Origin of the sequence: Candidatus Bodocaedibacter vickermanii (genome assembly GCF_014896945.1) — a bacterium.
Taxonomy (GTDB): Bacteria; Pseudomonadota; Alphaproteobacteria; order UBA6184; family UBA6184; genus Bodonicaedibacter; species Bodonicaedibacter vickermanii.
In genome coordinates, this window is sequence record NZ_CP054719.1 from 1,172,833 (window position 1) to 1,198,129 (window position 25,297).

Consider the following 25,297-nt stretch of genomic DNA (forward strand, 5'->3'; position numbering starts at 1 on the left):
GCAGGGTAGGAAGAGCCAGGGAAACCGGGGTGATTGCTACGGATGGATAAAATGGTAAACATGAAACAGATACTAAGACAACAGCGGGTTATTGGACTCAGTCTTGTGTGAATAACATGAGACAAGAGCAATGACTTTGAGAAAAATTTTAATCGCTAGATGACGCAGTGCTGAGATTGAAAGAGATCAGGACTGTAAAAAAGCGAGGATTAAACTTGAGAGTTTGATCCTGGCTCAGGACGAACGCTGGCGGCATGCTTAACACATGCAAGTCGAACGCAGCATCGGAGCTTGCTCTGATGGCTGAGTGGCAGACGGGTGAGTAACACGTGGGAACTTGCCTTTTAGACTGGGACAACCACTGGAAACGGTGGCTAATACCGGATACGCCCTGAGGGGGAAAGCAGAAATGCGCTAAGAGAGAGGCCCGCGGCAGATTAGGTAGTTGGTGGGGTAAAGGCCTACCAAGCCTGTGATCTGTAGCTGGTTTGAGAGGATGATCAGCCACACTGGGACTGAGACACGGCCCAGACTCCTACGGGAGGCAGCAGTGGGGAATATTGGACAATGGGGGAAACCCTGATCCAGCAATGCCGCGTGAATGAAGAAGGCCTTAGGGTTGTAAAATTCTTTTGTTCGTGACGATAATGACGGTAGCGGACGAATAAGCCCTGGCTAACTCTGTGCCAGCAGCCGCGGTAATACAGAGAGGGCAAGCGTTGTCCGGAATGACTGGGCGTAAAGCGCGCGCAGGCGGTTTCTTAAGTTGGATGTGAAATCCCCGGGCTTAACCTGGGAACTGCATTCGATACTGGGGAACTAGAGGCCGAGAGAGGAAAGCGGAATGACGAGTGTAGAGGTGAAATTCGTAGATATTCGTCGGAACACCAGAGGCGAAGGCGGCTTTCTGGCTCGGACCTGACGCTCAGGCGCGAAAGCGTGGGGAGCAAACAGGATTAGATACCCTGGTAGTCCACGCCCTAAACGATGAGTGCTAGATGTCGGATTTTCGGATTCGGTGTCGCAGCTAACGCATTAAGCACTCCGCCTGGGGAGTACGGTCGCAAGATTAAAACTCAAAGGAATTGACGGGGGCCCGCACAAGCGGTGGAGCATGTGGTTTAATTCGACGCAACGCGCAGAACCTTACCAGCTCTTGACATTATACCTACGATTTACGGAGACGTAGATTTCACTTCGGGTGGGGTATAACAGGTGCTGCATGGCTGTCGTCAGCTCGTGTCGTGAGATGTTGGGTTAAGTCCCGCAACGAGCGCAACCCTCATCTTCAGTTACTAACGGGTAATGCCGAGGACTCTGGAGAAACTGCCGGTGATAAACCGGAGGAAGGTGGGGATGACGTCAAGTCCTCATGGCCCTTATGGGCTGGGCTACACACGTGCTACAATGGTGGTGACAATGGGAAGCAATATCGCAAGATGGAGCGAATCCCCAAAAGCCACCTCAGTTCGGATTGTCCTCTGCAACTCGAGGGCATGAAGTTGGAATCGCTAGTAATCGTAGATCAGCATGCTACGGTGAATACGTTCTCGGGCCTTGTACACACTGCCCGTCAAACCATGGGAGTTGATTTTACCCGAAGTCGGTCAGCTAACTCGCAAGAGAGGCAGCCGCCCACGGTAGGATGAATGACTGGGGTTAAGTCGTAACAAGGTAACCGTAGGGGAACCTGCGGTTGGATCACCTCCTTTCTAAGGAAAAACGCTGTTGTCTTAGTATCTGTTTCGCACACAACATCACAGGCTATGGGAGGAGTCTTCGGACTTCAAACCTAGGGGCTAGTAGCTCAGCTGGTTAGAGCACACGCTTGATAAGCGTGGGGTCGGAGGTTCGAGTCCTCCCTGGCCCACCATTACAAAATTTAGATGTGTTTAAGTTGAAAGACTTAAGGATGTGTAAAGTAATGTTGAAGATTTTTGATTCAGAACTAGGAGATGTCAAGAGCTACGACGTAGCGTACGTTAAGTACGTGAGGAGTAGATCGAAGGCAACGACGACGTCGATGGATCAAAAAGGTCAACAGAATTTGGGGGTGTAGCTCAGCTGGGAGAGCGCCTGCCTTGCACGCAGGAGGTCATCGGTTCGATCCCGTTCACCTCCACCAATATATGTGTGATCTGTGAAGAGTGTGAGTATGGATAAAAGATTTGAATGTACGGGTGATCGGAAGATCCAAGTGCATTAGATGGATGACAGAGTAAAGATGAATACAATAAACAATCTAGTTTAACATTATAGTGTTAAGTTGGATCAGTTTTAACTGATGCAATTTAATGCAAAACGCGAAAAAATAGTTCAATCTAACTGAGGCTCTTAAGAGTAATTCTTGGGAGCGTCGAGTAAAACTTGTTTTTAAAATAAAACAACGAAAGTTGTTTTAGGGATGTTGAGTTAGAACTAGGCGAGTTCAAGAGAGGCGACGCAATGTATGAATAATACATGAGGAGCCGAACGAAGAACTCAACGACGTAAATGACTCAAGAGACCAAAACAAGGATATCAAGCGTCAAAAGGGCATCTGGTGGATGCCTAGGCACAAAGAGGCGATGAAGGACGTGTAAGGCTGCGAAAAGCTATGGGGAGCCGCCAATAGGCATTGATCCATAGATCTCCGAATGGGAAAACCCACCGCATGAGCGGTATCTACTCCTGAACACATAGGGAGATAGAGGCAAACCCGGCGAACTGAAACATCTCAGTAGCTGGAGGAAAGGACATCAACCGAGACTCCGAAAGTAGTGGCGAGCGAAATCGGACCAGGCCAATCATTGTGTAAGCGACAGACGAAGTGGATGGAAAGCCACGCTAAAGTAGGTGATAGCCCTGTAGTCGAAATCAAATATGCAATGTACGAGTAGGGCGGGACACGTGAAATCCTGTCTGAACATGGGGGGACCACCCTCCAAGCCTAAGTACTCCTTTGTGACCGATAGCGTACAAGTACCGTGAGGGAAAGGTGAAAAGTACCCCGATAAGGGGAGTGAAACAGTTCCTGAAACCGGATGCCTACAAACAGTCGGAGCACCTTTAAGGTGTGACGGCGTACCTTTTGTATAATGGGTCAGCGAGTTTATCTGTGGAGCAAGCTTAAGCCGATAGGTGTAGGCGAAGGGAAACCAAGTCTGAATAGGGCGATGAGTTCCGCGGATAAGACCCGAAACCGAGTGATCTAGATATGGGCAGGTTGAAGACACCTTAACCGGTGTTGGAGGACCGAACCCACGCCTGTTGCAAAAGGCGGGGATGACCTGTGTCTAGGGGTGAAAGGCTAATCAAACTCGGATATAGCTGGTTCTCCGCGAAATCTATTGAGGTAGAGCGTCGTGTGATGACCACGGGGGGTAGAGCACTGAATAGGCTAGGGGGGCGCGAGCCTTACCAACCCTAATCAAACTCCGAATACCCGTGAGTTTAACACGGCAGACAGTCTGTGGGTGATAAGGTCCATGGACGAGAGGGAAACAGCCCTGACCGCCAGCTAAGGTCCCCAATTCATGGCTAAGTGGAAAAGGAAGTGGGGAGGCCAAGACAGCCAGGAGGTTGGCTTAGAAGCAGCCATCCTTTAAAGAAAGCGTAACAGCTCACTGGTCTAGTTAAGCCACCCCGCGCCGAAGATGTACCGGGGCTAAAGCCATGAACCGAAGCTGCGGGTGTTATCGCAAGATAATGCGGTAGCGGAGCGTTCTGTAAGCCTGTGAAGGAGTACCTGTGAGGGGCTCTGGAGGTATCAGAAGTGCGAATGCTGACATAAGTAACGTAAAGCAGTGTGAGAGACACTGCCGCCGAAAGTCCAAGGGTTCCTGTGCTAGGTTAATCCGCGCAGGGTAAGCCGGCCCCTAAGGCGAGACCGAAAGGTGTAGTCGATGGGAACTGGGTGAATATTCCCAGGCCACGGATGAGTGACGAAGGCAGCCCGTTGTATGATCTGAATGGATTGATCATGCAGCTAATGACTTCCAGGAAATAACTCATCCTTTATTGTGACCGTACCCTAAACCGACACTGGTGGACACGTAGAGTATACGAAGGCGCTTGAGAGAACTATGTTGAAGGAACTCGGCAAATTGACTCTGTAACTTCGGGAGAAGGAGTGCCTGTCTTTGGGCAACCAGAGGCAGGTGGCACAAACTAGGGGGTAGCGACTGTTTACCAAAAACACAGGACTCTGCAAAGACGAAAGTCGACGTATAGGGTCTGACGCCTGCCCGGTGCTGGAAGGTTAAGAGGAGGTGTGCAAGCACTGAATTGAAGCCCCAGTAAACGGCGGCCGTAACCATAACGGTCCTAAGGTAGCGAAATTCCTTGTCGGGTAAGTTCCGACCTGCACGAATGGCGTAACGACTTCCCCACTGTCTCCAACATAGACTCAGTGAAATTGAATTCCCCGTGAAGATGCGGGGTACCCGCGGTTAGACGGAAAGACCCCATGCACCTTTACTACAGCTTTGCAGTGGCGTTAGGGGCAACATGTGTAGGATAGGCGGGAGCCTTTGAAGTTTGGACGCCAGTCCGGATGGAGGCATCCTTGAAATACCGCCCTTGTTGCTTTTGACGTCTAACGGAATCCCGTGATCCGGGATCCGGACCCTGCATGGTGGGTAGTTTGACTGGGGCGGTCGCCTCCTAAAGCGTAACGGAGGCGCGCGATGGTAGGCTCAAGTTGGTCGGAAATCAACTGAAGCGTGCAATGGCATAAGCCTGCCTGACTGCAAGACGTACATGTCGAGCAGAGACGAAAGTCGGCCATAGTGATCCGGTGGTTCCAAGTGGAAGGGCCATCGCTCAACGGATAAAAGGTACGCTGGGGATAACAGGCTGATCTTGCCCAAGAGTTCATATCGACGGCAAGGTTTGGCACCTCGATGTCGACTCATCACATCCTGGGGCTGAAGAAGGTCCCAAGGGTTCGGCTGTTCGCCGATTAAAGTGGTACGTGAGTTGGGTTCAGAACGTCGTGAGACAGTTCGGCTCCTATCTGCCGTGGGAGACTAGATGATTGAGAGGACTTGCCCCTAGTACGAGAGGACCGGGGTGAACGTTGCTCTGGTGTACCGGTTGTCCTGCCAAGGGCAGTGCCGGGTAGCTAAACAACGGACGAGATAACCGCTGAATGCATCTAAGCGGGAAGCTCCCCTCAATACCAGTCATCTCTATGAAGGCCGTGGAAGACCACCACGTAAATAGGTTCGGTGTGGAAGCCCTGTAAGGGGTGAAGCTAACGAATCCTAATCGCCTCATTGGCTTGATATTATAATCTCGACGCCCCCCAGAATTAGTCTCGGAGCGTCGGTTAGATTGAACTAAAAAGCGAAGTTAAATTAGACTGTTTGTTGTAAACGATGTTAGTCGGCTTGGTCGCTATGGCGAGGAATAAAGCACCGGATCCCATCTCGAACTCCTCCGTGAAAGTCCTCAGCGCCTATGATACTCCGTCTTAAGACGTGGGAAAGTCGGTCGCCGCCAAGCCTACTAACATCGTTTCAAATTCATCTGCTCTGTTCTTAAACTCAATTTAACTCAGATTATATTAAGGTTACGATGATGAAAGTTATTAGCTCTCTTAAATCTGCTCGCAATCGCCACAAAGATTGCAAACTCGTCCGCCGTAAAGGCAGACTATTCGTCATCAACAAAACCAACCCAAAGTTTAAAGCTAAACAAGCTTAATACAAAAACCCCCTCCATCATTAACGGAGGGGGTTTTTGTATTAAGACTTGATCCTCGATCAAACTACCTTTATATTTTGTTCAGGTAGGAGATCTTTCATGAAACATATAGCAAAATCATTATTCTTTACATCAATATTAACGGTACCTTCCATGTTCGGAGCAGAATCGAAAATTGCTGATTCAATGGAAGGCCGATATACTACTCATAGTTCCGTATCCATTGTGGATATCGTATCACAAGCAGGTGAATTCATACGCGCGAACGACTCACAAAGTGCTGCCAGAGTGTATGCAGACTATGCTATGCATCCTGATGCCTTATGGTTCCATATACTATTTTCTGTACAGATGATTGAAAGGCTAGGGCATTTTAATATAGCTATAGATGTGCTTAAGTGGTCTAAGATTCAGTCGAATACACACTATTTTAAATTAAGTGCAGATGCTAAGATTCTTAAGTTAAGACAAGCTCTTGATGCGCAAACTAATATAGATGCGCAGGCACCAATACCAGGGATCCCACTATCCGTATTTAAATATCTAGGTACAGAGTTTTTCCAGATTAGGAAAAGTGCGCTGCAATGTAAAGAGGCCGGTTATAAACAGAGTGCAGCAGAGTTATTTCTGAAATTAGCTAATCATCCAGAGTCAAACCATTTGATAGTTTTCTTCGCGGCAACAAATCTTCTACAGATGGGGGAACTTTATTACGAAAAGGCTATAGATTTATTCAAAAAGTTTGCAGGGGATTCAGATATCAGGTCTGATGCTATTTTGAGTGTGGCAGATCGTGTTAGACAAATGGGGCCAGCATATCATGTACAAGCAGTAGAGTTATATAAGATGGTCACACATCATCCAAATGTAACGCCCCAAGATATGTTACAGGCAACACTCAGTATTCAAGAGATGGGGTTTGATGATGATGCTATTGCGTTATACGAAGAACTTGCAGCTCAAAAAGATACACCGTTTGATCTTGTCTTTCAGATTGCGACAAAATTAATAGAATTGGGACAATTGGATATGGCTGTATCTGTATACAAAAAATCAGCCACTCAGTTACCAATTGATGATATATTCCGGGACTTGGAAAAATTAAAAGCGATGGGATTAGTTTATTATCCAATAGTATTTGAAACTTTGAAAATGTTAATTGATGAACCGAGAGATGATGTGACAGACGAGCAGCGTGGTACACTTTCGTTTTTAATGAACTGTTTTATCAAGTATCTACCCCTACTAGGGAAAGGTGTGGGATATTCATCAGATTCTTTCACGGGTTAGTACTGTGTCATATTCAGATCACACCAAACGGGCGTGTGGTCTGAGGGTTTTTCCCAAGTGCGGGGTGTTCGATCAGTTCCAGCATCTGTCCACATATCCGTTGCTAGTGGGCACATTAATATATGGTCTATCCTTAATCCATCATTCTTTTCAAAAGAACCACCTCGATAATCCCACCAGCTCATCACATCGGGTGCAGATTGAGAAGTGTAAGGATGTTTGATGCGGACAGCATCGTGCAACCCTAAATGCATTAACTGATTGTATCCTTGGCGTTCTGCTGCAGTAAATGGGACATCACCTTTCCAACGATCGGGATTAGTTGCATCAAGATCATGGGGCGCGATGTTAAAGTCTCCGCCAATGATATACGGTGTATTTTCATATATGCGGATTTGAACGGCAGCACGCAAGGCGTCAATAAATTTTAATTTATTTGGATATTTAGGTGATTCCGTATTCTGCCCATTGGGAACATATACCGATGCAATACGGACAGATCCATCGATTAGGGCATCAATGTATCTAGCTTCCTCGGGCAGGGGATTGTTTTCAAATCCATAGGTAATATCTTCGATACGATGTTTTGAAAGAATGGCAACACCATTATAGGTTTTTTGACCCAACACAGCGGCTTGATAGCCTTCATCCAGCAATTGTTCATGCGGAAATAGCTCTGACATTAATTTCAGTTCTTGTAATAACACAACGTCGGGTTGGAATTGATGCAACCACTTGACGAGATGATCAAATCTAGATCGAATAGAGTTTACATTCCACGTTGCAATTTTCATATTACACGCTGAATGAATTGCCACAACCACACGATGTGGCTGCGTTTGGGTTTTTGAGTTTAAATGCCGCGCCAATCAAATCAGATTCATAATCTAATTCAGATCCTTTGATTAAGTCTAATGACATTTCATCAACATGGACGCTAGCGGTTGAAGTAGGAGAAAATGTTACGTCGTCAGGCAATGATGCATCATCTAGCTTTAAACTGTATTCAAAGCCGTTGCACCCCCCCGGCATTACAGTGATGCGTAAAAATTTACCGGGGTGCCTTGACAATACTTTTTCAAGCTGTGCAGCTGCAGAATTAGAAATCTGGAGCTTGAGGTTTGGGAGCATTATTTAAATCCTCTTTTCCAAAGTAGTTTGTAAAATAATCTTCGTTGCGTGAAACTGGAAAGTAAGCTTCTAATCCAGCAACGTATGATGATAATAAGTCTCTGCCCAATAAAGGCAGCATGACTTGTCGTGTGAACGCAGGTGCCGCAACATTAAAGCTATCAGGGCTTGCAGGATATGTAGCAATAACACGAGCCAAATGAACACGGTCAGCCGTAACATCCAAGACAACTTCATGAGACTTAGCTGCATTTGTTCGCGCTAAGATGCCCGAAAATTGAGTGTCTTTGGGTGGATTGGAACGTGTGATTTTATTTAACACATTCACCCGACCAAAATTCATTGCAGCAAGTTGAGATGCATCTTGAGATTTTTCCAAACCGTCTTTAATGGTCTTTACGTATTGAGCAGCCTGTTGGCGCTTTTGTTCAAATTGCCAGTAATGTTCTGCTTGAGCAGAAGCTTCAGCAAATGAGCGTTGATGGGCAGCCTTAATATCGGTTACTTCAACAATTGCATAATCTTCTGTTTTTAACTTTTGCGGATCACTGTAGGTATACTGAGGCGTATCAAAAGCTGTAGATAATACCTTTGGGTCAAATGCGCTTAGACCCGTTGCAGGTTTTCCATCAATAGATTTACCGTCGTGGGTGATTTTATCCCATGTGACCATGACAACACCAGGAATCCCCTCTTTAGTCAGAGTATCAGCGACTTCGCTCAGTTTGCCGCCAGAACTTAACATCTTTTCAGCACGCTGAGTATATTCGTACATTTTTTCTCGTGCAACGTCAGACTTGTATTTTTTTAATAGGGTAAATTTTTGTTCATCAAAACTTAATACGCGTTCTGGCTTAATGTCCGCTAATATGAACAAAAGATATTGCCCGCCTAAGAAAATAGGTTCAGAGACATCGTGAATTTTTTTCATAGAGAAAACCTCAGAGCCTACCTCTGGGCGAATTTGTGCCAGTTCCAATTCTTGTGGTTTTGGAGCATTCTCTGGATAATCACCCGTATAACGACTGTAGACGGCATTGAATGGAGCACCTCCACGTAGTTCTTCTGTAGCCTTCATTGCATCTTCACGCGTTGAAAAAGGAATGAAACGTACGGAACGTTTCTCTGGAACTTTATTGTTGCTTTGCTGATACATTGTCATTAAGTCTTCGGGTGTAATATTGACAGTTTGTGCAATTTCTTGAAAACTGAATAACAACATATTAAATGAGCGCGTTTCAGGAGCTTGGAAATACTGTACATGCTTTTCATAAAACTCTTTTAATGTCGCCTCTGTTGGCTTCGCAAGATCAGGAATTGCATCAATTTCAACGGTGATGACTTCGATATCGCGTTCTTCATTTAAATAACGAAACATAGGTTCCGCAAATGCCTTAGGGACGGTTCGAATTTGTCCATCAACAACACCGGCCAACATTCCACGACTTATAACTTTTCGTAAATCATCTAAATATTTGCGTTCAGACAACCGTGATTTGCTTAAAAACTCTGTAAACCGTTGAGTGTTAAATTTACCCTGTTGGTCTTTAAAGTTTTGATCTTCATTCATATGTTTAGACAATTGTTCATCAGATGCCACAATGCCTAAACGGTCAGATTCTTGAGTGATCAATTCACGAGTGATTAATTCAGATAACGTACGATTTACAAGACCTAATCCTAAGGCTTCTTGATCAGTTATGGGGCGACCAAAGTATTGCTTGAGAGATTGTTTTTTGTTTTCTAATTCTTGCAGAAAATCATTGGCAGAAATGTAATCTGAACCCACTTGTGCAACGGGATGTTTTGCAGCATTTCGCATAAAAAAATTGGAAACACCTACTGATAGACCAACGGCCACCATAACAACGGCTAATAGTATGCGCATCAAGATACTGTTGGATGCCTGTCTTAAGAATGTGATCACTTACAAACTCCTGTGAAACGATAGAATTATTTTGTTTGAAGTATACCTAATACCTACACCAAAAGCCAGAGGTTTGAGTGATAGCAGAAAAATTGACAAAGAAAAAATGTTGTGATAAACAATGCTTGTTAATTTTTTAAGAAAGATATTATGAAACATAAACTATTAAAGGCATTAGCCTTAGCAAGTATTAATTTTGGATTGTTGTCAACGGTTTCTGCAGAAGGTCAAGCCAAAGAGTGGGGTGGGTTCTATGGAAAATTTTCATTTGGTTATGGAAAGCCAGACGTAGTAAAAGAGAACACATTTTTTGATGAGGATAAAATCAATGGCTTTTTGAAAGCATTCTCAGCAACTGCGCGTGAAGTTGCTTATGATTATCGTATCGGAAATAACTTTGCAATTGGTGCAGAAGCAGGTTTAACGTTTATTTTGCCAGATTCAAAAAATAAAAATAGTTCTTTTTTTATTAAAGGTGAGTTCGTTCCTCAGATATCATACATCAATGATAGCGTGAAATTATTTGCAGGTGTTGGTGTTGGTTTTGCGAATGGTTATGGTTTTAAAGGTATTCCTAACGCATTGCAAAAAATGATGGATTCTGGCGCCGATTCTGGAAGGGTAGTGCCAGAATCAGAGTTCGGTGGATATTGGTTAGCTGAAGTTGGTGTAGATTATTTGTTAACAGATGTTTGGTTTATTGGTGCGAAATACCAATATGAGCGTACATTCACTACCGCGGAAAAAGAACACAATGGGGAAAAAGCTTCTTTGTATGTACAACAACATACATTCCTTGCGACTGTTGGTATTAAATACTAATTCTTACTTCTTTCTATAGCCCCGATATTAAACGGGGCTATCTCTTCTAAAAATCAGTCTGAATATTCACATACATTTCTGATGACGATTGGAATGGATTTAATAATCCAGTTGCGATGGTACACTGTGGGGTTTGTAAACACAGGTTGAATCCACTGTTAATGATCCAAGCATGATCGCTTAATTCCATGGTTCCTTTTGAGTATAACGCTGTTGTAATTATATTCATCGATAGCTTTGATGTGTCTGAAATATGGGTTATGCCACACGTCAACGATATATCTGGGTTCAATGTTTGAAACCCGCTTTGGAAGGCAGTCTCTGCAACCATAAAATGAGATATTCCTGCTGCAGGAGTCAATGTCATGTTGCCTAAGTTAAAGGGTGTATTGAATTTAACAGTATGTTGCACCATCCAAAATGCTTCGTGCGATTTTGGGATAAATCGATACACATAATCGGAAAGTTGCGTACGATTAAACGTTTGGGTCATTACCAAATTTCCTTGTGCGCAATCAAGTGTATGTTTTAATCCAAACAGTTGTGAAACAGCAGAAGTTTCAGCCGTTGTATGTGTTGACTGTGTTGTAAAAAATTCAGTTGCAACAATGTTTCCCACTTGTGCGTGTGATGGCACAGTATTCCATAAGGCTGCTTTTACTTCACCTTGCTTTAAAGAGGTGATCGCAGATTGCATAGGCACAGTTGCTTTTAAGGCTAGGGAAGAGGTGTTTTCAATCTTTAAAAAGATTCCCTCTCGTTTTGAGTGCTTTGGATCAGTGATAGCAGCTTTAACTAAGCTAAGCTTTTTCTTTAATACAGTATTGTCGGCGATCAGTTGGCTAAGATCCATATTTGCTGAAAATCCAATATCAGAATCGATAAGCAGGAGTCCTTGGCCTGTTGTATTGGTTAAAGATTCAACTCCCTTTGGAATAAAGCGAATTTTTCCTTCGATGACGGGTTTGTTTGTTGAATCATCTGAAAATGGATAGAGCAAAACAATTTTGGAAATTTTATCCGTAGTTAGAAACATTTCAATTTCTGAGCCAGGCTTAAATTGAAAAGGCCCATTTACAGTCATCATAACACCTGGAAACGTATCAGAATCTAAAGGATAGACTTTTCCTTTTGTTTGAAGAAATACTATGTTATCCGTCTTGTTATCACGGCGTGTTTGAAAGTTAAACGTAGCATTACTAACACCTAATGAGCCCTGAATGTCAGCCTTATGCAAGGTAATAGCTCCTTGATCAATTCGCATTTCACCGTTAGGCATCAGCGTTAATACACCTGTTGGATCAAGATTGGCATCATATTTAAGATCGGTTAGTTTGCTGTCAAGCAATAAGCCGTATCCATTAGTTACATCAACAATACTGTTGTGTTTCATATCAAAACTAGCAGATCCCATTTTTCCACGGATATCTATCCAGCTGGCTTGATCCAATGTAACTTTAGTGGCAAGAACAGTTTTTTCTGCAGGAATAAATAGACCCGTGTCTGTATCCATCTGTAAGTTCTGGACAAGGTGTGTTACATCGGCCGCAATTACAGATCCACCTTTGTCATTGACGATACGAATGTTGACGGAATCAGGAGGAGTTCCAGTTGGGGTGTCAAACTGGTCAACCCACTTTGTTGTATCCGCTGACCATAGTGGCAATGCACTTAAAATATCAGAAAGATGACTGTTGGTTGCATCTTCGTCTCGTTTATCTAAAGGTAGATTATCTTTTACATAGCCTTGAAAATAAGTTTGCAGTTGTCGATTAGGTGCGGTTCTAAGTTTGTAAATGGCGGGCTCCGTGCCAATGGTCCCGGGTGTTGCAGCTTTGGGCGTTGTAACTGTTGGCGTTGTAGTTGCAGGTGTTGTTGATGTCGTTGCTTTGTTTGCATCAGAGTTTTCGCCAATACACCCGAAAAGAAGGGCAGATAAACCTAATGTGATAAACTGTTTAATATGCATCGTTTGTTTTCTTATTTCTACACACCCTATATCGCATTTGCGAGCTTAAGGATATTATATCTGTCAAATAGTTAATAAACTCTTCATGGGGGTGTTTTTATTTGGTGGGGGCTAGGACTCCTGAACCATCCCATGAAATTTAAGGATGGTCAGGAATCTGTAGACTCAGATACCGTTCGATTGCATTGATACGCAATAACGATTTTGGATATAAAGTAACACAGCGCTGCAAACCTTATATACCACAGTTTGACAAGAATGTCAAATCGCGTTAATTTTTTGTCCTTGATGAATAATTTGTGCAGATTCAGGCGTAAATGTTCCATCTTCTTGATGCAAGACCAGGCCCGCATGTAATTTCATGGGGCTGTTTACACTTTTACGTGCACGAACTAATACTCGTTTTGCTGGGGTGCCTAACTTTGGCCATAGAGGAAAAACTTCAATGCCGCCAAATTTTTCAGTGAGCAACGATAATATTTCGTCTAAACGACGGGCTGTATGTACGATGGTAATATAACCTCTTGATTTTAATGCACGGTGAGCTTCATGAATCCAGTCTTTAAGCAATCCATCACTCTCTCCATGAGATAATGTTTTATGTGCATAGGGTGAGTCAGTATAGGTGTGCCCTTCAAAGAAAGGAGGATTCATCATCACATGATCGTAATAATGTCCATCAACAAGCCGGGTGGTTAAATTACCACTGAATACTTTAAATCGATTCGTCCATCCGTTTGCATCGATGTTTTTTTGAGTAATGGGAATAATATCCGTTTGAATTTCAATACCATGAATGGTGATATTAGGATGTTGAAAAGCGAGAGCTAATGAGGCGGCACCCACACCGATGCCAAGCTCTAAAACCGTTTGATGATCTTTGGCCGGAGTAAACGCCGCCAACACAACAGAATCCAAGGCAAAGCGATATCCTTGCTCGGGTTGATAGACAGTGACGTTACCGTTAAACAATGTAGTATGTTCAATATTATGTATCATAGATTACTTTGGCTCTATTTAAAAAAGATTGAATCATAACGTTACTCATTTCATCTAATATGGGATTGATCAATTTACCTATCAACCAAGATGAAGGTTCAAAGTCGATGGTGAATTCAATCGTTGATACTGCAGGCGTTGTATGAGGTTGAAATGACCAAGCGCTGTGCAAGTATTTTAAGCTGCCATGGGTTTGTTCCATGCGTAATGCGTGTGGAAACTCTTTTGTTACTTTCGATTGAAATGCACCCGTAAAGCTTTTGTATCCAATGTGCATATCTGCAATCATATGAGTTTCTGAGTTTTCATGAATATCTGTTTGTGTGCAGAACGGTAAAAACTGAGGGTACGCTGCAACATCTGCCACCAGATCAAATAATTGATGATGTGAATAAGGGGCAGTAGTAGTTTTAAAAAGCTTTGGCATAGGCTTGCTTTAAGTGTAATTCGCGGGCTTCGCGCAGTTTCTTAAAATCATCTCCAGCATGATATGATGATCGGGTTAATGGTGAAGCAGAGACCATTAAGAATCCCTTGCCTCTAGCCATTTGTTCCATTTCTTTAAACGCATCAGGATGTGGATAGTCCATCACAGGATGATGTTTGGGCGTGGGTTGCAGGTATTGTCCAATCGTCATAAAGTCAACTTCGGCAGATCGCAGATCATCCATGACTTGATAGACTTCCTTTGTATCTTCGCCTAATCCCACCATAATGCCTGATTTTGTAAAGATAGATGGATCGATTTCTTTGACGAGAGATAACAGTTTCAACGAATGGAAATATCGTGCACCTGGTCGTACTGTTTGATACAGCCTTGGAACAGTTTCCAAGTTGTGGTTGTACACATCGGGGCGGGCGGCAACCACTGTTTCTATGGCACTTGCTTTTCGGCGAAAATCGGGCGTAAGGACTTCAATCGTTGTGTTAGGAGATGTCTGTCGAATAGCGAGAATGACTTGCGCAAAATGATTGGCACCTCCATCGTCAAGATCATCGCGATCAACAGAAGTAATGACAACGTGTTCTAATCCAAGTTTTCCTAAAGCCTCAGCAACGCGTTCAGGCTCATGGGGGTCTAATTGATCGGGGCGACCCGTTGCAATATTACAGAATGCGCACGCGCGCGTACACACGCTGCCCAAGATCATAATGGTTGCATGTTTTTTAGACCAGCATTCACCTATGTTTGGACAAGCAGCCTCTTCACACACGGTATTCAGTTTTAGCCCTTTAATAACGTCTTTTGTTTCAAAGTATGTTTTATGAACGGGAGCCTTGACTCGAATCCAGTTTGGTTTAGTAAGTTTTTCCATAAAAATGCGATCCTTTAATAAAAAAATATTTTTGTTAAGGGTTTGTTTACCTTTATACCACCATACTGTTATTAATACGAGCAACTCGTAGGTTAATATTGTAGATCCGGTATTTTCTAAATCCGTACCAACCTTCCATTCTCTCTGAGGCCGGATCTACAATCCTTATTACAAATGAATGGCTCTACCAAAGGCGTCCAGCACACTTTCGTGCATCATTTCAGACAATGTTGGATGAGCAAAAATCGTATGCATTAATTCCGATTCTGTGGTTTCTAACGTTTTTGCAATGCCGAATCCTTGAATCATTTCAGTGACCTCGGGACCAATTAAATGAGCGCCCAATAATTCCCCAGTCTTTTTATCAAAAATCGTTTTGATGAACCCATCCATTTCACCCAACGCAATGGATTTTCCATTTCCAACGGCAGAGAATCGACCGATGTTTAATTCATAGCCAAGCTCTTTTGCTTTTTTTTCGGTTAAGCCAATGCTAGCAACTTGAGGGGATGTGTATGTACATCCTGGGATATTGAGTTTGTTAATTGAATGAGCATGCAGCCCCGCAATTTTTTCTGCACATAAAATACCCTCATGACTGGCTTTGTGGGCAAGCCAAGGACCTGCAACAACATCACCAATAGCGTATACTCCAGGTTCATTCGTTTCGCAATACTCATTGGTAAGAATTCGCGTGTTTTCAGTTTTGATTTTGGTTGATTCTAACCCAATGTTTTCAATGTTTCCAACAACACCAACAGCCGTAATGACGCGATCAAAAGATTCTGTGTGTTCGACCGTTGCAGTTTTAAGAACGGCATCAACGTTGTCGTTTATAACCTTTAATGATTGAACAGTGGTTTTGGTTAGGATCTTAATCCCCTTTGCTTCAAATGCCTTTTTCGCACGCTCTGAAATCTCATGGTCTTCTTGAGGCAGTACTTGATCCATGACTTCAACGATGGTGACATCGCTACCAAATGCATTATAAAAAGATGCAAACTCTGATCCAATAGCACCACTGCCAACAACCAATAGTTTTTTGGGAAGGGTTTCTGGGATCATAGCTTCTTTATAGGTCCAAATATATTTTCCGTCCGGTTCAAGCCCAGGAAGAATCCGCGGACGAGCTCCAGTTGCAATAATAATATTCTTTGCAGTAAGGTCGGTTGTTTTGCCGTCAGTACTTTTTACCGAAACTGTCTTACCATTTTTGAGTGATCCCATACCATCAAAAACCGTGACCTTGTTTTTCTTTAACAGGTGTTTTACACCTTGTGCCAGCTGTGAGGAAACCTTGCGTGAACGTTCCACAATTTTTTTTATATCAAATTGCAGATTTGACGCAGACAAACCAAATTCGTCTAAGTGTTGCATCATGTGGTAAACTTCTGCACTGCGAAGGAGCGCCTTCGTGGGAATGCACCCCCAATTTAAACAGATTCCGCCTAAGTGTTCTTTTTCAACAACTGCAGTTTTTAACCCCAGCTGAGCCGCACGAATGGCTGCCACATATCCGCCAGGCCCTGCGCCGATGACGATTAAATCAAATGTATTCATTATCAACCCAATTTGTTTTGGTTTAGTGTAATGAAAAACGGCGTTTGACTCAACCTTTTAGTCATTATCGTGAAGTAGCTGACGCAATAGTTTTAGCAGAGTCGGGTAATGTAGCTTGTTGCGTAGGTTTTGGATATTGAATCAAAAACTCAGCTACAGAAAGATCCAATATGTTATGAAGTTTGATTACGTAGTCTTTTAGGGTTCCGAAAAGTTTTGTAAGTTCAGCATCTGATAATCGTCTAAACCCTAGAGCGCCATACAAATTATTAGCGGGTATATTCTCTTTTTCGACAATAACTCTATATGTATGAAAAGCACCAGATACAAAATTTGTAAAAATTTTAAAACCAACTATTATGGCGGCTTTTCCGAAACCACGTCTGCGAAAATTTTCATAGATTTCTAATTTGTCGAGCATGATCAGACGTTCCTCTGACGAGAAACATAGTCTGATATTTCCTATCGATTGTGGATTTGTTCCTTCTGGTAATTGATAGAGTGCAAATTCTCTTTCATATCCCCATGAACCATTACGTTGCTGAGTTTTTCCACCTACATATTTTAAGTAAACACTACGTGCAGCTGAAGAGCAGAATTGTTGACCGGGTTCCATCTTTAGAACATCAGCACCGCTAGTAACGGATATCAAAAAACACAGTGTTAAATATTTAAATAATCTCATGGGGCTCTCCTAATTTATTTTACATACGTGTATTAATACTGTGTGCAAAAATATCGTCATGTGCCATACCTAATATATCAAGCAGGGCTCGCGTATTCAAAAATTCAAAACAATTGTTTGCAATTTCAGTTCGGTTTTCCCGGCGTAACACAACGTCCAACTTTTCTTTTAACTTGTGTAAGTGAATGACATCGGTTGCTGCGTATTCCATTTGTTCTGGGCGTAACGTTTCAGCACCCCAATCGGAGGTTTGTTCTTGTTTGGCAAGGTCAACACTCAATAGTTCTTTGCAAAGTTCTTTAAGACCGTGTTTGTTTGTGTAGGTGCGGGTTAAGTAAGACGCGATTTTTGTGCAGTATACGGATTTAACTTGAACCTTTAAATACGCTTGAATCATCATAACATCAAACCGTGCGAAATGAAAAATTTTCATGACAGATGGGTCATTCATTAGGCGTTTTAGATTCGGAGCATCGTAAGTTGTATCAGGTTTAAAATGTACCAGATGAACATTTTGATCAGCATCTGAAAGTTGTACTAAGCATAAACGATCACGATTAACGTTTAGACCCATGGCTTCTGTGTCAACAGCAACGCTGCCAATAAATTTAACATCGTTCGGCAAGTCTCCAATGTGATAGGTAATGTTCATTATTCTTCATCCTTTTCTGTTTCATCTTCAGTTTCATTTTCGCGAGCCAGTGATTCTGGTGTAATTTCAGCTTCTTCGTCTGTTAACGCTTCGTTAGCAGTATCAGGTTGTATTAAGCTTAATACCTGATCAATCCCATCAAGTGATCCTTCAGCTGCGGGCATATCGTCTTCGATCGGTGCAGGTTCTGTTGTTGTTTCATGGGGATGATTTAACTCAACTGTGTGTTCTTCATCCTGAGGTTGAGGTGTTACCCACATGTCATGATACATTTTCCAAGTTTCAGCAGGGATAATTCCACCCACTATGCCTTTAGTGGGAGAGTCATCATCGTTTCCAGTCCAAATCCCAGTGATGGGTCCGTTACGATGTTTGACATATCCAACGAACCAACCATCACGGTGTTTTTGAGTTGTTCCACTTTTTCCAGCAGATGGAATATTGTTATTCAGCTTTGAACGCTTACTGGTTCCGTATTGAACAGAGGCTGAGAATATCTGATCTGTATATTGAACAACCTGGTCATCTAATAATTTTCTTAAATGAGGAGTGCCTGATTTATATAAAACTTCATTAGTGGCTTTATCGCGAATTTCCACAACACCATGGGGGTACATTTCGTAACCACCATTTGCAACAACCCCAATAGCTGATGTCATATCGAATAGAGTGACTTCGCCAGATCCCAACGCAATCGTAAGGTTGCGTTCCAGTTTTGTATTAATACCCAGACGTCGAACGAGATTGATTAATTTCCCAACACCTGTTTGTTGCAATAGTTTAACAGTAATCGTGTTGCTAGAATACGCAAAGGCTTCTTCAATCGTTAGATCGCCACGGTATTGATTGTAGATGTTTTTTGGTCGCCATTTTCCGTAAGACTGCTGAGCATCATTCATGATGTCGCTGGGTTTTGATCCATTTTCAAAAGCAGCCATATACACAAAGGATTTAAAGGCAGAACCGGGCTGACGTAATGCTTGTGTAACACGATTGAATTGGCTGCGACTATAATCTTTTCCACCGACCATGGCAATGACTTCGCCATCTAAATTCATGGATACCAAAGCCATTTGTTGAAAGCCAAGCTTTTCACCATTTTGAGCAATCATGGTTTGAATGGATTTTGTAGCAGCTTCTTGCGCTCGCAGGTTAAGGCTGGTAACAACAACTAAGTCACGATCGATATATCCAAGGTAACTTGGCAGCGTATCCATAATCCAGTCTGTAAAATAACGATACGATCCAGTGTCAGCTCTGCGGTTAAGAAGTCGATCTTTCCCAAGTTTTATTTCTGCGTCACCACTTGATTTGGAGATGTAGTTGTATTCGATCATCTTTTTAACGACAGTCGTTCCGCGGTCTGCAGAGGCTTTGGGGTGGCGCAGTGGATTATAACGAGTTGGGGCTTTTAACATGCCGGCTAAAATACCCGCTTCAAAAATGCTGACCTCGCTGAGGGGTTTGAAAAAATAGCGTTGTGCCGCAGCATCAAAGCCATAAACACCCGCACCGAAATCAATACGGTTTAAATAGACAGATAAAATTTGATCTTTTGTGAAATGATATTCTAACCACAGTGACACCAAAAGTTCCTGTACTTTTCGACGAAGGGATCGATCAGTATAGTGAAATTTCTTTTTGGCCAATAAAAAGTTCTTGGCTAACTGTTGGGTAATGCTGCTGCCCCCTTGAACAACCTTTCCACGAATAACGTTATTAAACAGGGCTCGCGTGAATGAAATCAGATCAATACCAATGTGTTCATAAAACCGATGGTCTTCGATTGCAAGTACGGCTTGGGGTACATATTTAGGAACTTTATCCAAAGTGATCGTGGTGCCATATAAGTCACCATAGGTTGTCAACATGTCACCATCTTTTGTGACCATTGTAATACTGGGTTTTCGTTCGGAATCTTCTAATGTGCGAATATTCGGCAGGTCGTAGCTATACCAGGCAATAATGATCCCTAATGCTAATAGCCCCCATAGACTCAATTTAAACAATCGTCTGAGCCAGCTTTTTTTTCGAGGTTTTGGAGATGGCTTTGTATTTTTAGTTTTCGCCATAGGCTTCTCCTGCTTTTCGTAAAGTGTTAATAAAGTCGACTAAATCAATTTGGCGCAGTCTGCGCAAGCGTTCACTTTTGATGATGTCGTGAATGGCGTCAATAGTTTGATCTAAGTCTTTGTTAATGACCACATAATCGTATTCTGCCCAATGCGACATTTCATCGGATGCTTTTAATAGACGTTGGTTAATGACATCTGGGCTGTCAGATTTGCGATTTTCAAGACGCAGTTTAAGGTCTTCAAAGGTTGGGGGTAGCATAAAAACACGCACCATGTCATGGGCATAGGTTTGGACTAATTGTTGAGTGCCCTGCCAGTCAATCACAAACAAGACATCCCGTCCATTTTCAATGGCCTCGTCCACAGTGGATTTGAAGGTCCCATAGTGATTGCCAAACACATTTGCATGTTCAGCAAAATTATCATTTTCAACATGATGCAAGAATTCATCTTTTGAAATGAAGACATAGTCTTTTCCCTGTTCTTCTTGAGGACGGGGAGAGCGTGTCGTTGCAGAAACTGACTTATGTAAATTGATATCAGCGTTTAACAGAGCTGTCGCGACCGTTGTTTTACCTGCCCCTGAGGGAGACGATAAAATAATTAACATGCCTCTGCGTTTGATGTGGTTATTCATTTGCGACCTTTAATGCGTTTCGTATGCGGCGAATGTGTTCTAAGTGTTCTTTGTAGGTTATCGAAAAACGATGTGCTTTACCATCGTGTTCTAGAACAAAGTATAATTCATTGGTTGTTGCAGGATGTGCTGCGGCTTCAAGGGCCGCAAGTCCTGGACAACAAATGGGGCCTTTGGGTAACCCAGATCGAGTATATGTATTGTAATCAGAATCAACCTTTAGATCTTGACGGTTAACAGGACGACCTAAACTCGATTTTCCAAGCGTTATTCCGTAGATGACGGTTGGGTCGGATTGTAATCGCATGCCTTTATTTAATCGATTGATGAACACACCAGATATCTTTGAAAGTTCATCTGGGTTGGCGGCTTCGCGTTCAAGCATCGATGCAAAGACAATAAGGTCTTTTGACGTTTTGATAAATGGATTTTTGTTGGATTGCATTAATTCATGGGTGACTTTATCCATTGTTTTAGTCATCGTTTGAATCAATTTGTTGCGATCTTGATTGCGATGAATGTAATAAGTCGATGGAAAGACGCTACCTTCTGAAATTGTTCCAGAGATTGTCCCAGATAGACGCTGATCGTTGTTAATCTCTGTCAGGATTTCGTGCGCTGTCCATCCTTCTGGAAAGGTTAATCGATGGGCTAATACCCATCCCTTGTGTAACATAGTCATCATTTCTTGAGGGGATGCTCCAGCTTTGAAGACGTAATCACCCGCCATGATTTTAGGGGAACCGTTGATAAAAAGGGCTCCACTAATAGTAATGATGGGATGCGGAAGGATGCCTTCATGATACAGTTTGTTTAACGTATCCCAAGTTCTGGCATGTTTAGGGATATTGATTTCTTTCTCAATAAAGTTATAAGGACTGGTGAAAATATGTACCAGACTGATTAAAGCAAGAAGAAAAGTACAGACTATTAGAACGAGGGGCAGGATGTAAAAAGAGCGCCACTTTAGAGAAGCGCTCTGTTTAAGGCTATTTAGAATTCGTTTAACCATTCCATTTCGAGAATACAATGGATGCGTTAGTACCCCCGAATCCAAATGAGTTACATAATACGTGTTCAACCTTACGTTTTTTTGCAACCTTTGGAACTAAGTCCAGATCACATTCTTCGTCAGGGTTGTCTAGGTTTAACGTTGGTGGAACAATTTGGTCACGCATCGCGAGAATACAAAATATAGTTTCAACACCACCTGCAGCGCCCAGTAAGTGACCGATTGCAGATTTTGTGGATGACATTGAAAGATTATGTGATGCACCGTCTAATAAGCGTTTTACAGCACGATGTTCAATAACGTCGCCAACGGGTGTCGATGTTCCATGTGCATTGATGTAATCTAACTGATCGGCAGTTAAACCAGCATCACGTAAGGCTGCTTTCATAGCGCGGTATGCACCATTGCCGTCTTCGGGGGGGGATGTCATATGATAGGCATCACTAGACATACCATACCCTTTGTATTCGGCATAAATTTTTGCGCCACGTTTTAAGGCGTGTTCCAGTTCTTCTAATACAATGATCCCAGATCCTTCACCCATGACAAAACCATCGCGGTCTTTATCCCAGGGGCGAGATGCTTTTTCAGGAGTATCGTTATATTTGGTTGAAAGTGCGCGTAAGGCTGCGAAACCACCAATGCCAATGGGGCATACAGAGGATTCGGAAGCACCTGCCACCATCACGTCAGCATCACCGTGCAGAATCATGCGGGCAGCATCGCCAATGGAGTGAACTCCGCTAGCACATGCAGTAACCACAGCGTGATTGGGCCCTTTGAATCCATAGTTAATTGAAACATGACCTGATAACAAGTTGATCAAGGATGCTGGAATAAAAAATGGACTTACACGGCGAGGGCCGCTTTCATGAAGGGTAATTGCTGAACGTTCAATTTCAGGGAGTCCGCCGATACCAGCGCCTAAGGAAACACCGGTGCGTTCTTTTTCAGATTCGTCCGTTGGCATCCAGTTAGCGTCTTCAAGTGCCATTTTAGCAGCTGCTAATCCAAGATGGATGAATCGATCCATCTTTTTCTGATCCTTGAAGGGGACATAAGCGTTAATGTCAAATTGACCCGGCTCGGTTCCGTTGGGAACTTGGCCGGCAACTTGGCATGTGAATTTTTCAGGGTCAAAAGCAGTAATTCTACTGATGCCTGATTTGCCAGCAATTAGGTTTTGCCAGGTTGTTTCAACACCGCAACCTAGCGGAGTAACTAAACCTAATCCTGTAACGACAATGCGGCGTTTCATAATAAAAATAAGTGGGTTATTTTGTAGCGTTTTCAGAAAGGAAGCTTACCGCATCCTGAACGCTCATAATTTTTTGAGATGCATCGTCGGAAATTTCGCAACCGAACTCTTCTTCAAATGCCATAACAACTTCTACTGTGTCTAAGCTATCTGCACCTAGGTCATCGATGAAACGTGCTTCTAAGGTTACTTTATCTTCATCAACGCCAAGTTGTTTAACAATAATTTGTTTTACGCGTTGAAAAATTTGGTCACTCATGTTGAATCCTTTTTTTAAATGCTTAAATGTTTTTTACCAAGAGGTTAAAAACAATTCGTATTATAGGTTTTTTTTTCAGACTGTCTAGTACTTTATATCATTCTTTTTGTTTCATTGGATAAACCCAGTATTCATAGGGAAAAAGCAGGATCAGCGATGTGTGTTTTTGTTTGTTTTCGGACTCTGAACGTGCCAAGCGGCAGTTGCCGCTATACGTTAATGCGATTGTTCGAACTGCATAATGCAACACCATGGAAAGATCTGCTTTCAAACTAAATACAGCCATGTTGTTGCTACTGTGTGCGTTGTACAGGGCTAGATGTTGTAGGTTTTGGGATGTGAAAATAACGATCTTTGTGCAAAACAAGTTCAACCGGCCCAAGACAGTTTAGTTGAGCTTCTTGCATCAGACTTTCAAAAGATCTGTTGGGATACATATGACTGAAAGAACAATCGTTATTGCCAAGATCTGGAGAGTTTTTTTGAGGTTTATCTTCGATGCTTTTTTGTGAAGTGTTGAGGTGCGCCAAACAATCCTGATAGTATTCTATTATGGCGATACTTTCTTCTACCTTGTTCAGCAACTCTTGCGTGTAGAAATCTGTCTGATCTTGATATTCAGGTAGGGTAAGTAATTCGTATAGCTCTGTTAAGCGGCTTTTCTCATTGTCAATATTAGATTGTAAGCGGCATATTTTGGATGCTTGATCTGTTGACATTTCCACAAATGCGCCGCTGTTTTGTGAGATAAACGTTCCACAAATAAGGATACTTAAGATTATTGTTTTCATGTGATAAAAAGACCTTTGATAAAAAACTATAAGTTTGTGATGAAGATGTTTATGTTTACATTGCTGAGGATTGCTCAGCTGGTTTCGCGGGTGTTTTGTTTGGCTTGACAAGTTCAAGCTGACATAAGTTCTTGTCAGGATCAGCAAACCGAACGGGAAGCAAACAATTTTGTTGGGCTTCCTTTAGAAGACTTTCTATTGAAATATTTCCTTTGTTTCGACCAACATATATTGTCCTAAATCCATTATAATGAACAGAGGTGTTAATTTGAAGGGTATCTATTGGGGGGGTGTAAACTGTCGCTTCTTCTGTGGGCTCAGGAATAGTCCTTGATTCGGTTGGTAAAATGAAATGTTCACCGGTAAGGGTGAAATAATCCTCTAGTAAGTTTGCTAAAATCGATTGTGCTATTGAGAGATCTTCTTGTCCTTCTTTGAACTTTGAAGGATCTGCGTTTAGAGGTGTGCGTATCGCGGCTAGTTTAATGACATCGTTATATATTGTTAATATTTCGTGCGTGAGTTCGAGTACTTCTTTAAATTGCTCTGAGGTGAAAGTATCTGAAGTTGAGTCCTCTGAAGTTAAGCCCTCTGTGGGCTCAGGAGTGGTCCTTGATTCGGTTGATAAAATGAAATGTTCACCGGTAAGGGCGAAATAGTCGTCTAATAAACTTATTAAAATATTTTGTACTGTTGAGAGATTTTCTTGGTTTGACTTGAACATGGAGGGATTTTCGGTTGAAGGAAAAGTCATCCTTAATAGTCTATCGTAATTTGCCTGTGTTGCTAGTATTTGCTCTTCGAGATCTTCTTGATATTGTTCTGAAGAAGAAGTATCTGTTGGTGAGACGGATAATACAATTGAGATTTCTGATAAAGTAGAATCTACAGGAGATGTTTCGGTTGGTAAAATGAAATGTTCACCGGTAAGGGTTGCATAATCGTCTAGTAAACTCTTTAAAGTATCTTGTGCTATTGAGAGATCATCTTGACGTGTATGGAGTGTCAAAGGACCTGAAACTGCAGAAAAGGCTACCGACCTTAGCCTTGTGACAGTGTCATTGGTTGTTAATATTTGGTGTTCAAATTCTTCTTTAGAATATTCTGACGCTATTGGCGTGGATAAGAAGAAGTTTTCAATGAATAGGATGCTAAAAAAAAGTGTTTTCATAATTTTGAACCTAAGTTAAAGATTTACAGGACAAGCTGCCGATACAGGGAAACTA

Annotated in this window: 21 protein-coding genes, 2 tRNA genes and 3 rRNA genes; 8 read left to right on the forward strand and 18 right to left on the reverse strand. The window is 42.5% G+C overall.

The annotated features are described in order from the left end of the window. The first annotated feature begins 211 nt into the window (after positions 1 to 211). From CPBP_RS05280 to CPBP_RS05310, 7 genes are all read left to right on the forward strand, one after another. Positions 212 to 1,712, forward strand: a 16S ribosomal RNA gene (locus tag CPBP_RS05280). Positions 1,713 to 1,796: 84 nt separating this feature from the next. After that, positions 1,797 to 1,873 (forward strand) — tRNA-Ile (locus CPBP_RS05285). A gap of 176 nt (positions 1,874 to 2,049) precedes the next feature. Then, positions 2,050 to 2,125 (forward strand) — tRNA-Ala (locus CPBP_RS05290). Positions 2,126 to 2,518: 393 nt separating this feature from the next. Beyond that, positions 2,519 to 5,271 (forward strand): 23S ribosomal RNA (locus CPBP_RS05295). 100 nt (positions 5,272 to 5,371) lie between these two features. Further along, positions 5,372 to 5,487, forward strand: a 5S ribosomal RNA gene (rrf, locus tag CPBP_RS05300). The 16S, 23S and 5S rRNA genes sit together here with 2 tRNA genes alongside, the layout of an rRNA operon. Before the next feature lie 75 nt (positions 5,488 to 5,562). Then, positions 5,563 to 5,688, forward strand: a complete 126-nt coding sequence (ykgO, locus tag CPBP_RS05305) for a type B 50S ribosomal protein L36 (protein ID WP_350332617.1) — start codon at positions 5,563 to 5,565, stop codon at positions 5,686 to 5,688. 99 nt (positions 5,689 to 5,787) lie between these two features. Beyond that, positions 5,788 to 6,978 (forward strand): tetratricopeptide repeat protein, encoded by a 1,191-nt coding sequence (locus tag CPBP_RS05310; protein WP_350331821.1) that lies wholly within the window; start codon positions 5,788 to 5,790, stop codon positions 6,976 to 6,978. Here CPBP_RS05310 and xth read toward each other — a convergent pair. The 3 genes from xth to CPBP_RS05325 are packed head-to-tail and all read right to left on the reverse strand — an operon-like array spanning position 6,975 to position 10,036. Continuing rightward, on the reverse strand, positions 6,975 to 7,796 hold the full coding sequence (gene xth / locus CPBP_RS05315; RefSeq protein ID WP_350331822.1) for an exodeoxyribonuclease III: 822 nt from the start codon (positions 7,794 to 7,796) through the stop codon (positions 6,975 to 6,977). The genes CPBP_RS05310 and xth overlap by 4 nt on opposite strands. Beyond that, the gene (locus CPBP_RS05320; protein ID WP_350331823.1) at positions 7,774 to 8,109 is read right to left on the reverse strand and encodes a HesB/IscA family protein; all 336 of its coding nucleotides are present in this window, start codon (positions 8,107 to 8,109) and stop codon (positions 7,774 to 7,776) included. The genes xth and CPBP_RS05320 overlap by 23 nt, the downstream gene beginning before the upstream one ends. Continuing rightward, positions 8,078 to 10,036 (reverse strand): peptidylprolyl isomerase, encoded by a 1,959-nt coding sequence (locus CPBP_RS05325; RefSeq protein ID WP_350331824.1) that lies wholly within the window; start codon positions 10,034 to 10,036, stop codon positions 8,078 to 8,080. The genes CPBP_RS05320 and CPBP_RS05325 overlap by 32 nt, the downstream gene beginning before the upstream one ends. Positions 10,037 to 10,186: 150 nt before the next feature. Between CPBP_RS05325 and CPBP_RS05330 the strand changes: the two genes are divergently transcribed. Next, positions 10,187 to 10,858 (forward strand): outer membrane protein, encoded by a 672-nt coding sequence (locus CPBP_RS05330; protein WP_350331825.1) that lies wholly within the window; start codon positions 10,187 to 10,189, stop codon positions 10,856 to 10,858. A 46-nt stretch (positions 10,859 to 10,904) separates the two neighbouring features. Here the strand turns inward: CPBP_RS05330 and CPBP_RS05335 are convergent, their stop codons facing one another. The 15 genes from CPBP_RS05335 to CPBP_RS05405 form a co-directional block, all read right to left on the reverse strand. Further along, positions 10,905 to 12,827, reverse strand: coding sequence for a hypothetical protein (locus CPBP_RS05335; RefSeq protein WP_350331826.1), 1,923 nt, complete (start codon positions 12,825 to 12,827; stop codon positions 10,905 to 10,907). A gap of 261 nt (positions 12,828 to 13,088) precedes the next feature. Beyond that, positions 13,089 to 13,826, reverse strand: a complete 738-nt coding sequence (locus CPBP_RS05340; RefSeq protein WP_350331827.1) for a tRNA1(Val) (adenine(37)-N6)-methyltransferase — start codon at positions 13,824 to 13,826, stop codon at positions 13,089 to 13,091. Beyond that, entirely contained in the window at positions 13,816 to 14,253 is a 438-nt protein-coding gene (locus CPBP_RS05345; protein ID WP_350331828.1) for a type II toxin-antitoxin system RatA family toxin, read from the reverse strand. Before CPBP_RS05345 ends, CPBP_RS05340 begins: the two co-directional genes overlap by 11 nt. Continuing rightward, a complete protein-coding gene (lipA, locus tag CPBP_RS05350; protein ID WP_350331829.1) occupies positions 14,237 to 15,142 on the reverse strand; it encodes a lipoyl synthase in 906 nt (301 codons plus the stop codon). The genes CPBP_RS05345 and lipA overlap by 17 nt, the downstream gene beginning before the upstream one ends. 168 nt (positions 15,143 to 15,310) lie before the next feature. Next, complete coding sequence (gene lpdA, locus CPBP_RS05355) at positions 15,311 to 16,708, reverse strand: dihydrolipoyl dehydrogenase (protein WP_350331830.1); 1,398 nt, start codon at positions 16,706 to 16,708, stop codon at positions 15,311 to 15,313. A 58-nt stretch (positions 16,709 to 16,766) separates the two neighbouring features. Then, positions 16,767 to 17,387, reverse strand: coding sequence for a hypothetical protein (locus CPBP_RS05360; RefSeq protein WP_350331831.1), 621 nt, complete (start codon positions 17,385 to 17,387; stop codon positions 16,767 to 16,769). 19 nt (positions 17,388 to 17,406) lie between these two features. Beyond that, positions 17,407 to 18,039: a ribonuclease D gene (locus CPBP_RS05365; RefSeq protein WP_350331832.1), complete on the reverse strand. Its 633-nt coding sequence runs from the start codon at positions 18,037 to 18,039 to the stop codon at positions 17,407 to 17,409. After that, positions 18,039 to 20,111, reverse strand: a complete 2,073-nt coding sequence (locus CPBP_RS05370) for a transglycosylase domain-containing protein (RefSeq protein ID WP_350331833.1) — start codon at positions 20,109 to 20,111, stop codon at positions 18,039 to 18,041. Before CPBP_RS05370 ends, CPBP_RS05365 begins: the two co-directional genes overlap by 1 nt. Then, positions 20,098 to 20,751 carry a guanylate kinase gene (gene gmk / locus CPBP_RS05375; protein ID WP_350331834.1) on the reverse strand — a complete coding sequence of 218 codons (654 nt, stop codon included), beginning with the start codon at positions 20,749 to 20,751 and terminating at the stop codon, positions 20,098 to 20,100. Before gmk ends, CPBP_RS05370 begins: the two co-directional genes overlap by 14 nt. Further along, positions 20,744 to 21,763, reverse strand: a complete 1,020-nt coding sequence (mltG, locus tag CPBP_RS05380; RefSeq protein ID WP_350331835.1) for an endolytic transglycosylase MltG — start codon at positions 21,761 to 21,763, stop codon at positions 20,744 to 20,746. Before mltG ends, gmk begins: the two co-directional genes overlap by 8 nt. Next, complete coding sequence (fabF, locus tag CPBP_RS05385; RefSeq protein WP_350331836.1) at positions 21,756 to 23,021, reverse strand: beta-ketoacyl-ACP synthase II; 1,266 nt, start codon at positions 23,019 to 23,021, stop codon at positions 21,756 to 21,758. The genes mltG and fabF overlap by 8 nt, the downstream gene beginning before the upstream one ends. Positions 23,022 to 23,037: 16 nt before the next feature. Then, entirely contained in the window at positions 23,038 to 23,280 is a 243-nt protein-coding gene (locus CPBP_RS05390) for an acyl carrier protein (protein WP_350331837.1), read from the reverse strand. Between the two features lie 97 nt (positions 23,281 to 23,377). Further along, positions 23,378 to 23,566, reverse strand: a complete 189-nt coding sequence (locus tag CPBP_RS05395; protein ID WP_350331838.1) for a hypothetical protein — start codon at positions 23,564 to 23,566, stop codon at positions 23,378 to 23,380. 7 nt (positions 23,567 to 23,573) lie between these two features. Further along, positions 23,574 to 24,071, reverse strand: coding sequence for a hypothetical protein (locus CPBP_RS05400; RefSeq protein ID WP_350331839.1), 498 nt, complete (start codon positions 24,069 to 24,071; stop codon positions 23,574 to 23,576). 55 nt (positions 24,072 to 24,126) lie between these two features. Beyond that, positions 24,127 to 25,242, reverse strand: a complete 1,116-nt coding sequence (locus tag CPBP_RS05405) for a hypothetical protein (protein ID WP_350331840.1) — start codon at positions 25,240 to 25,242, stop codon at positions 24,127 to 24,129. Between the last annotated feature and the right edge of the window lie 55 nt (positions 25,243 to 25,297).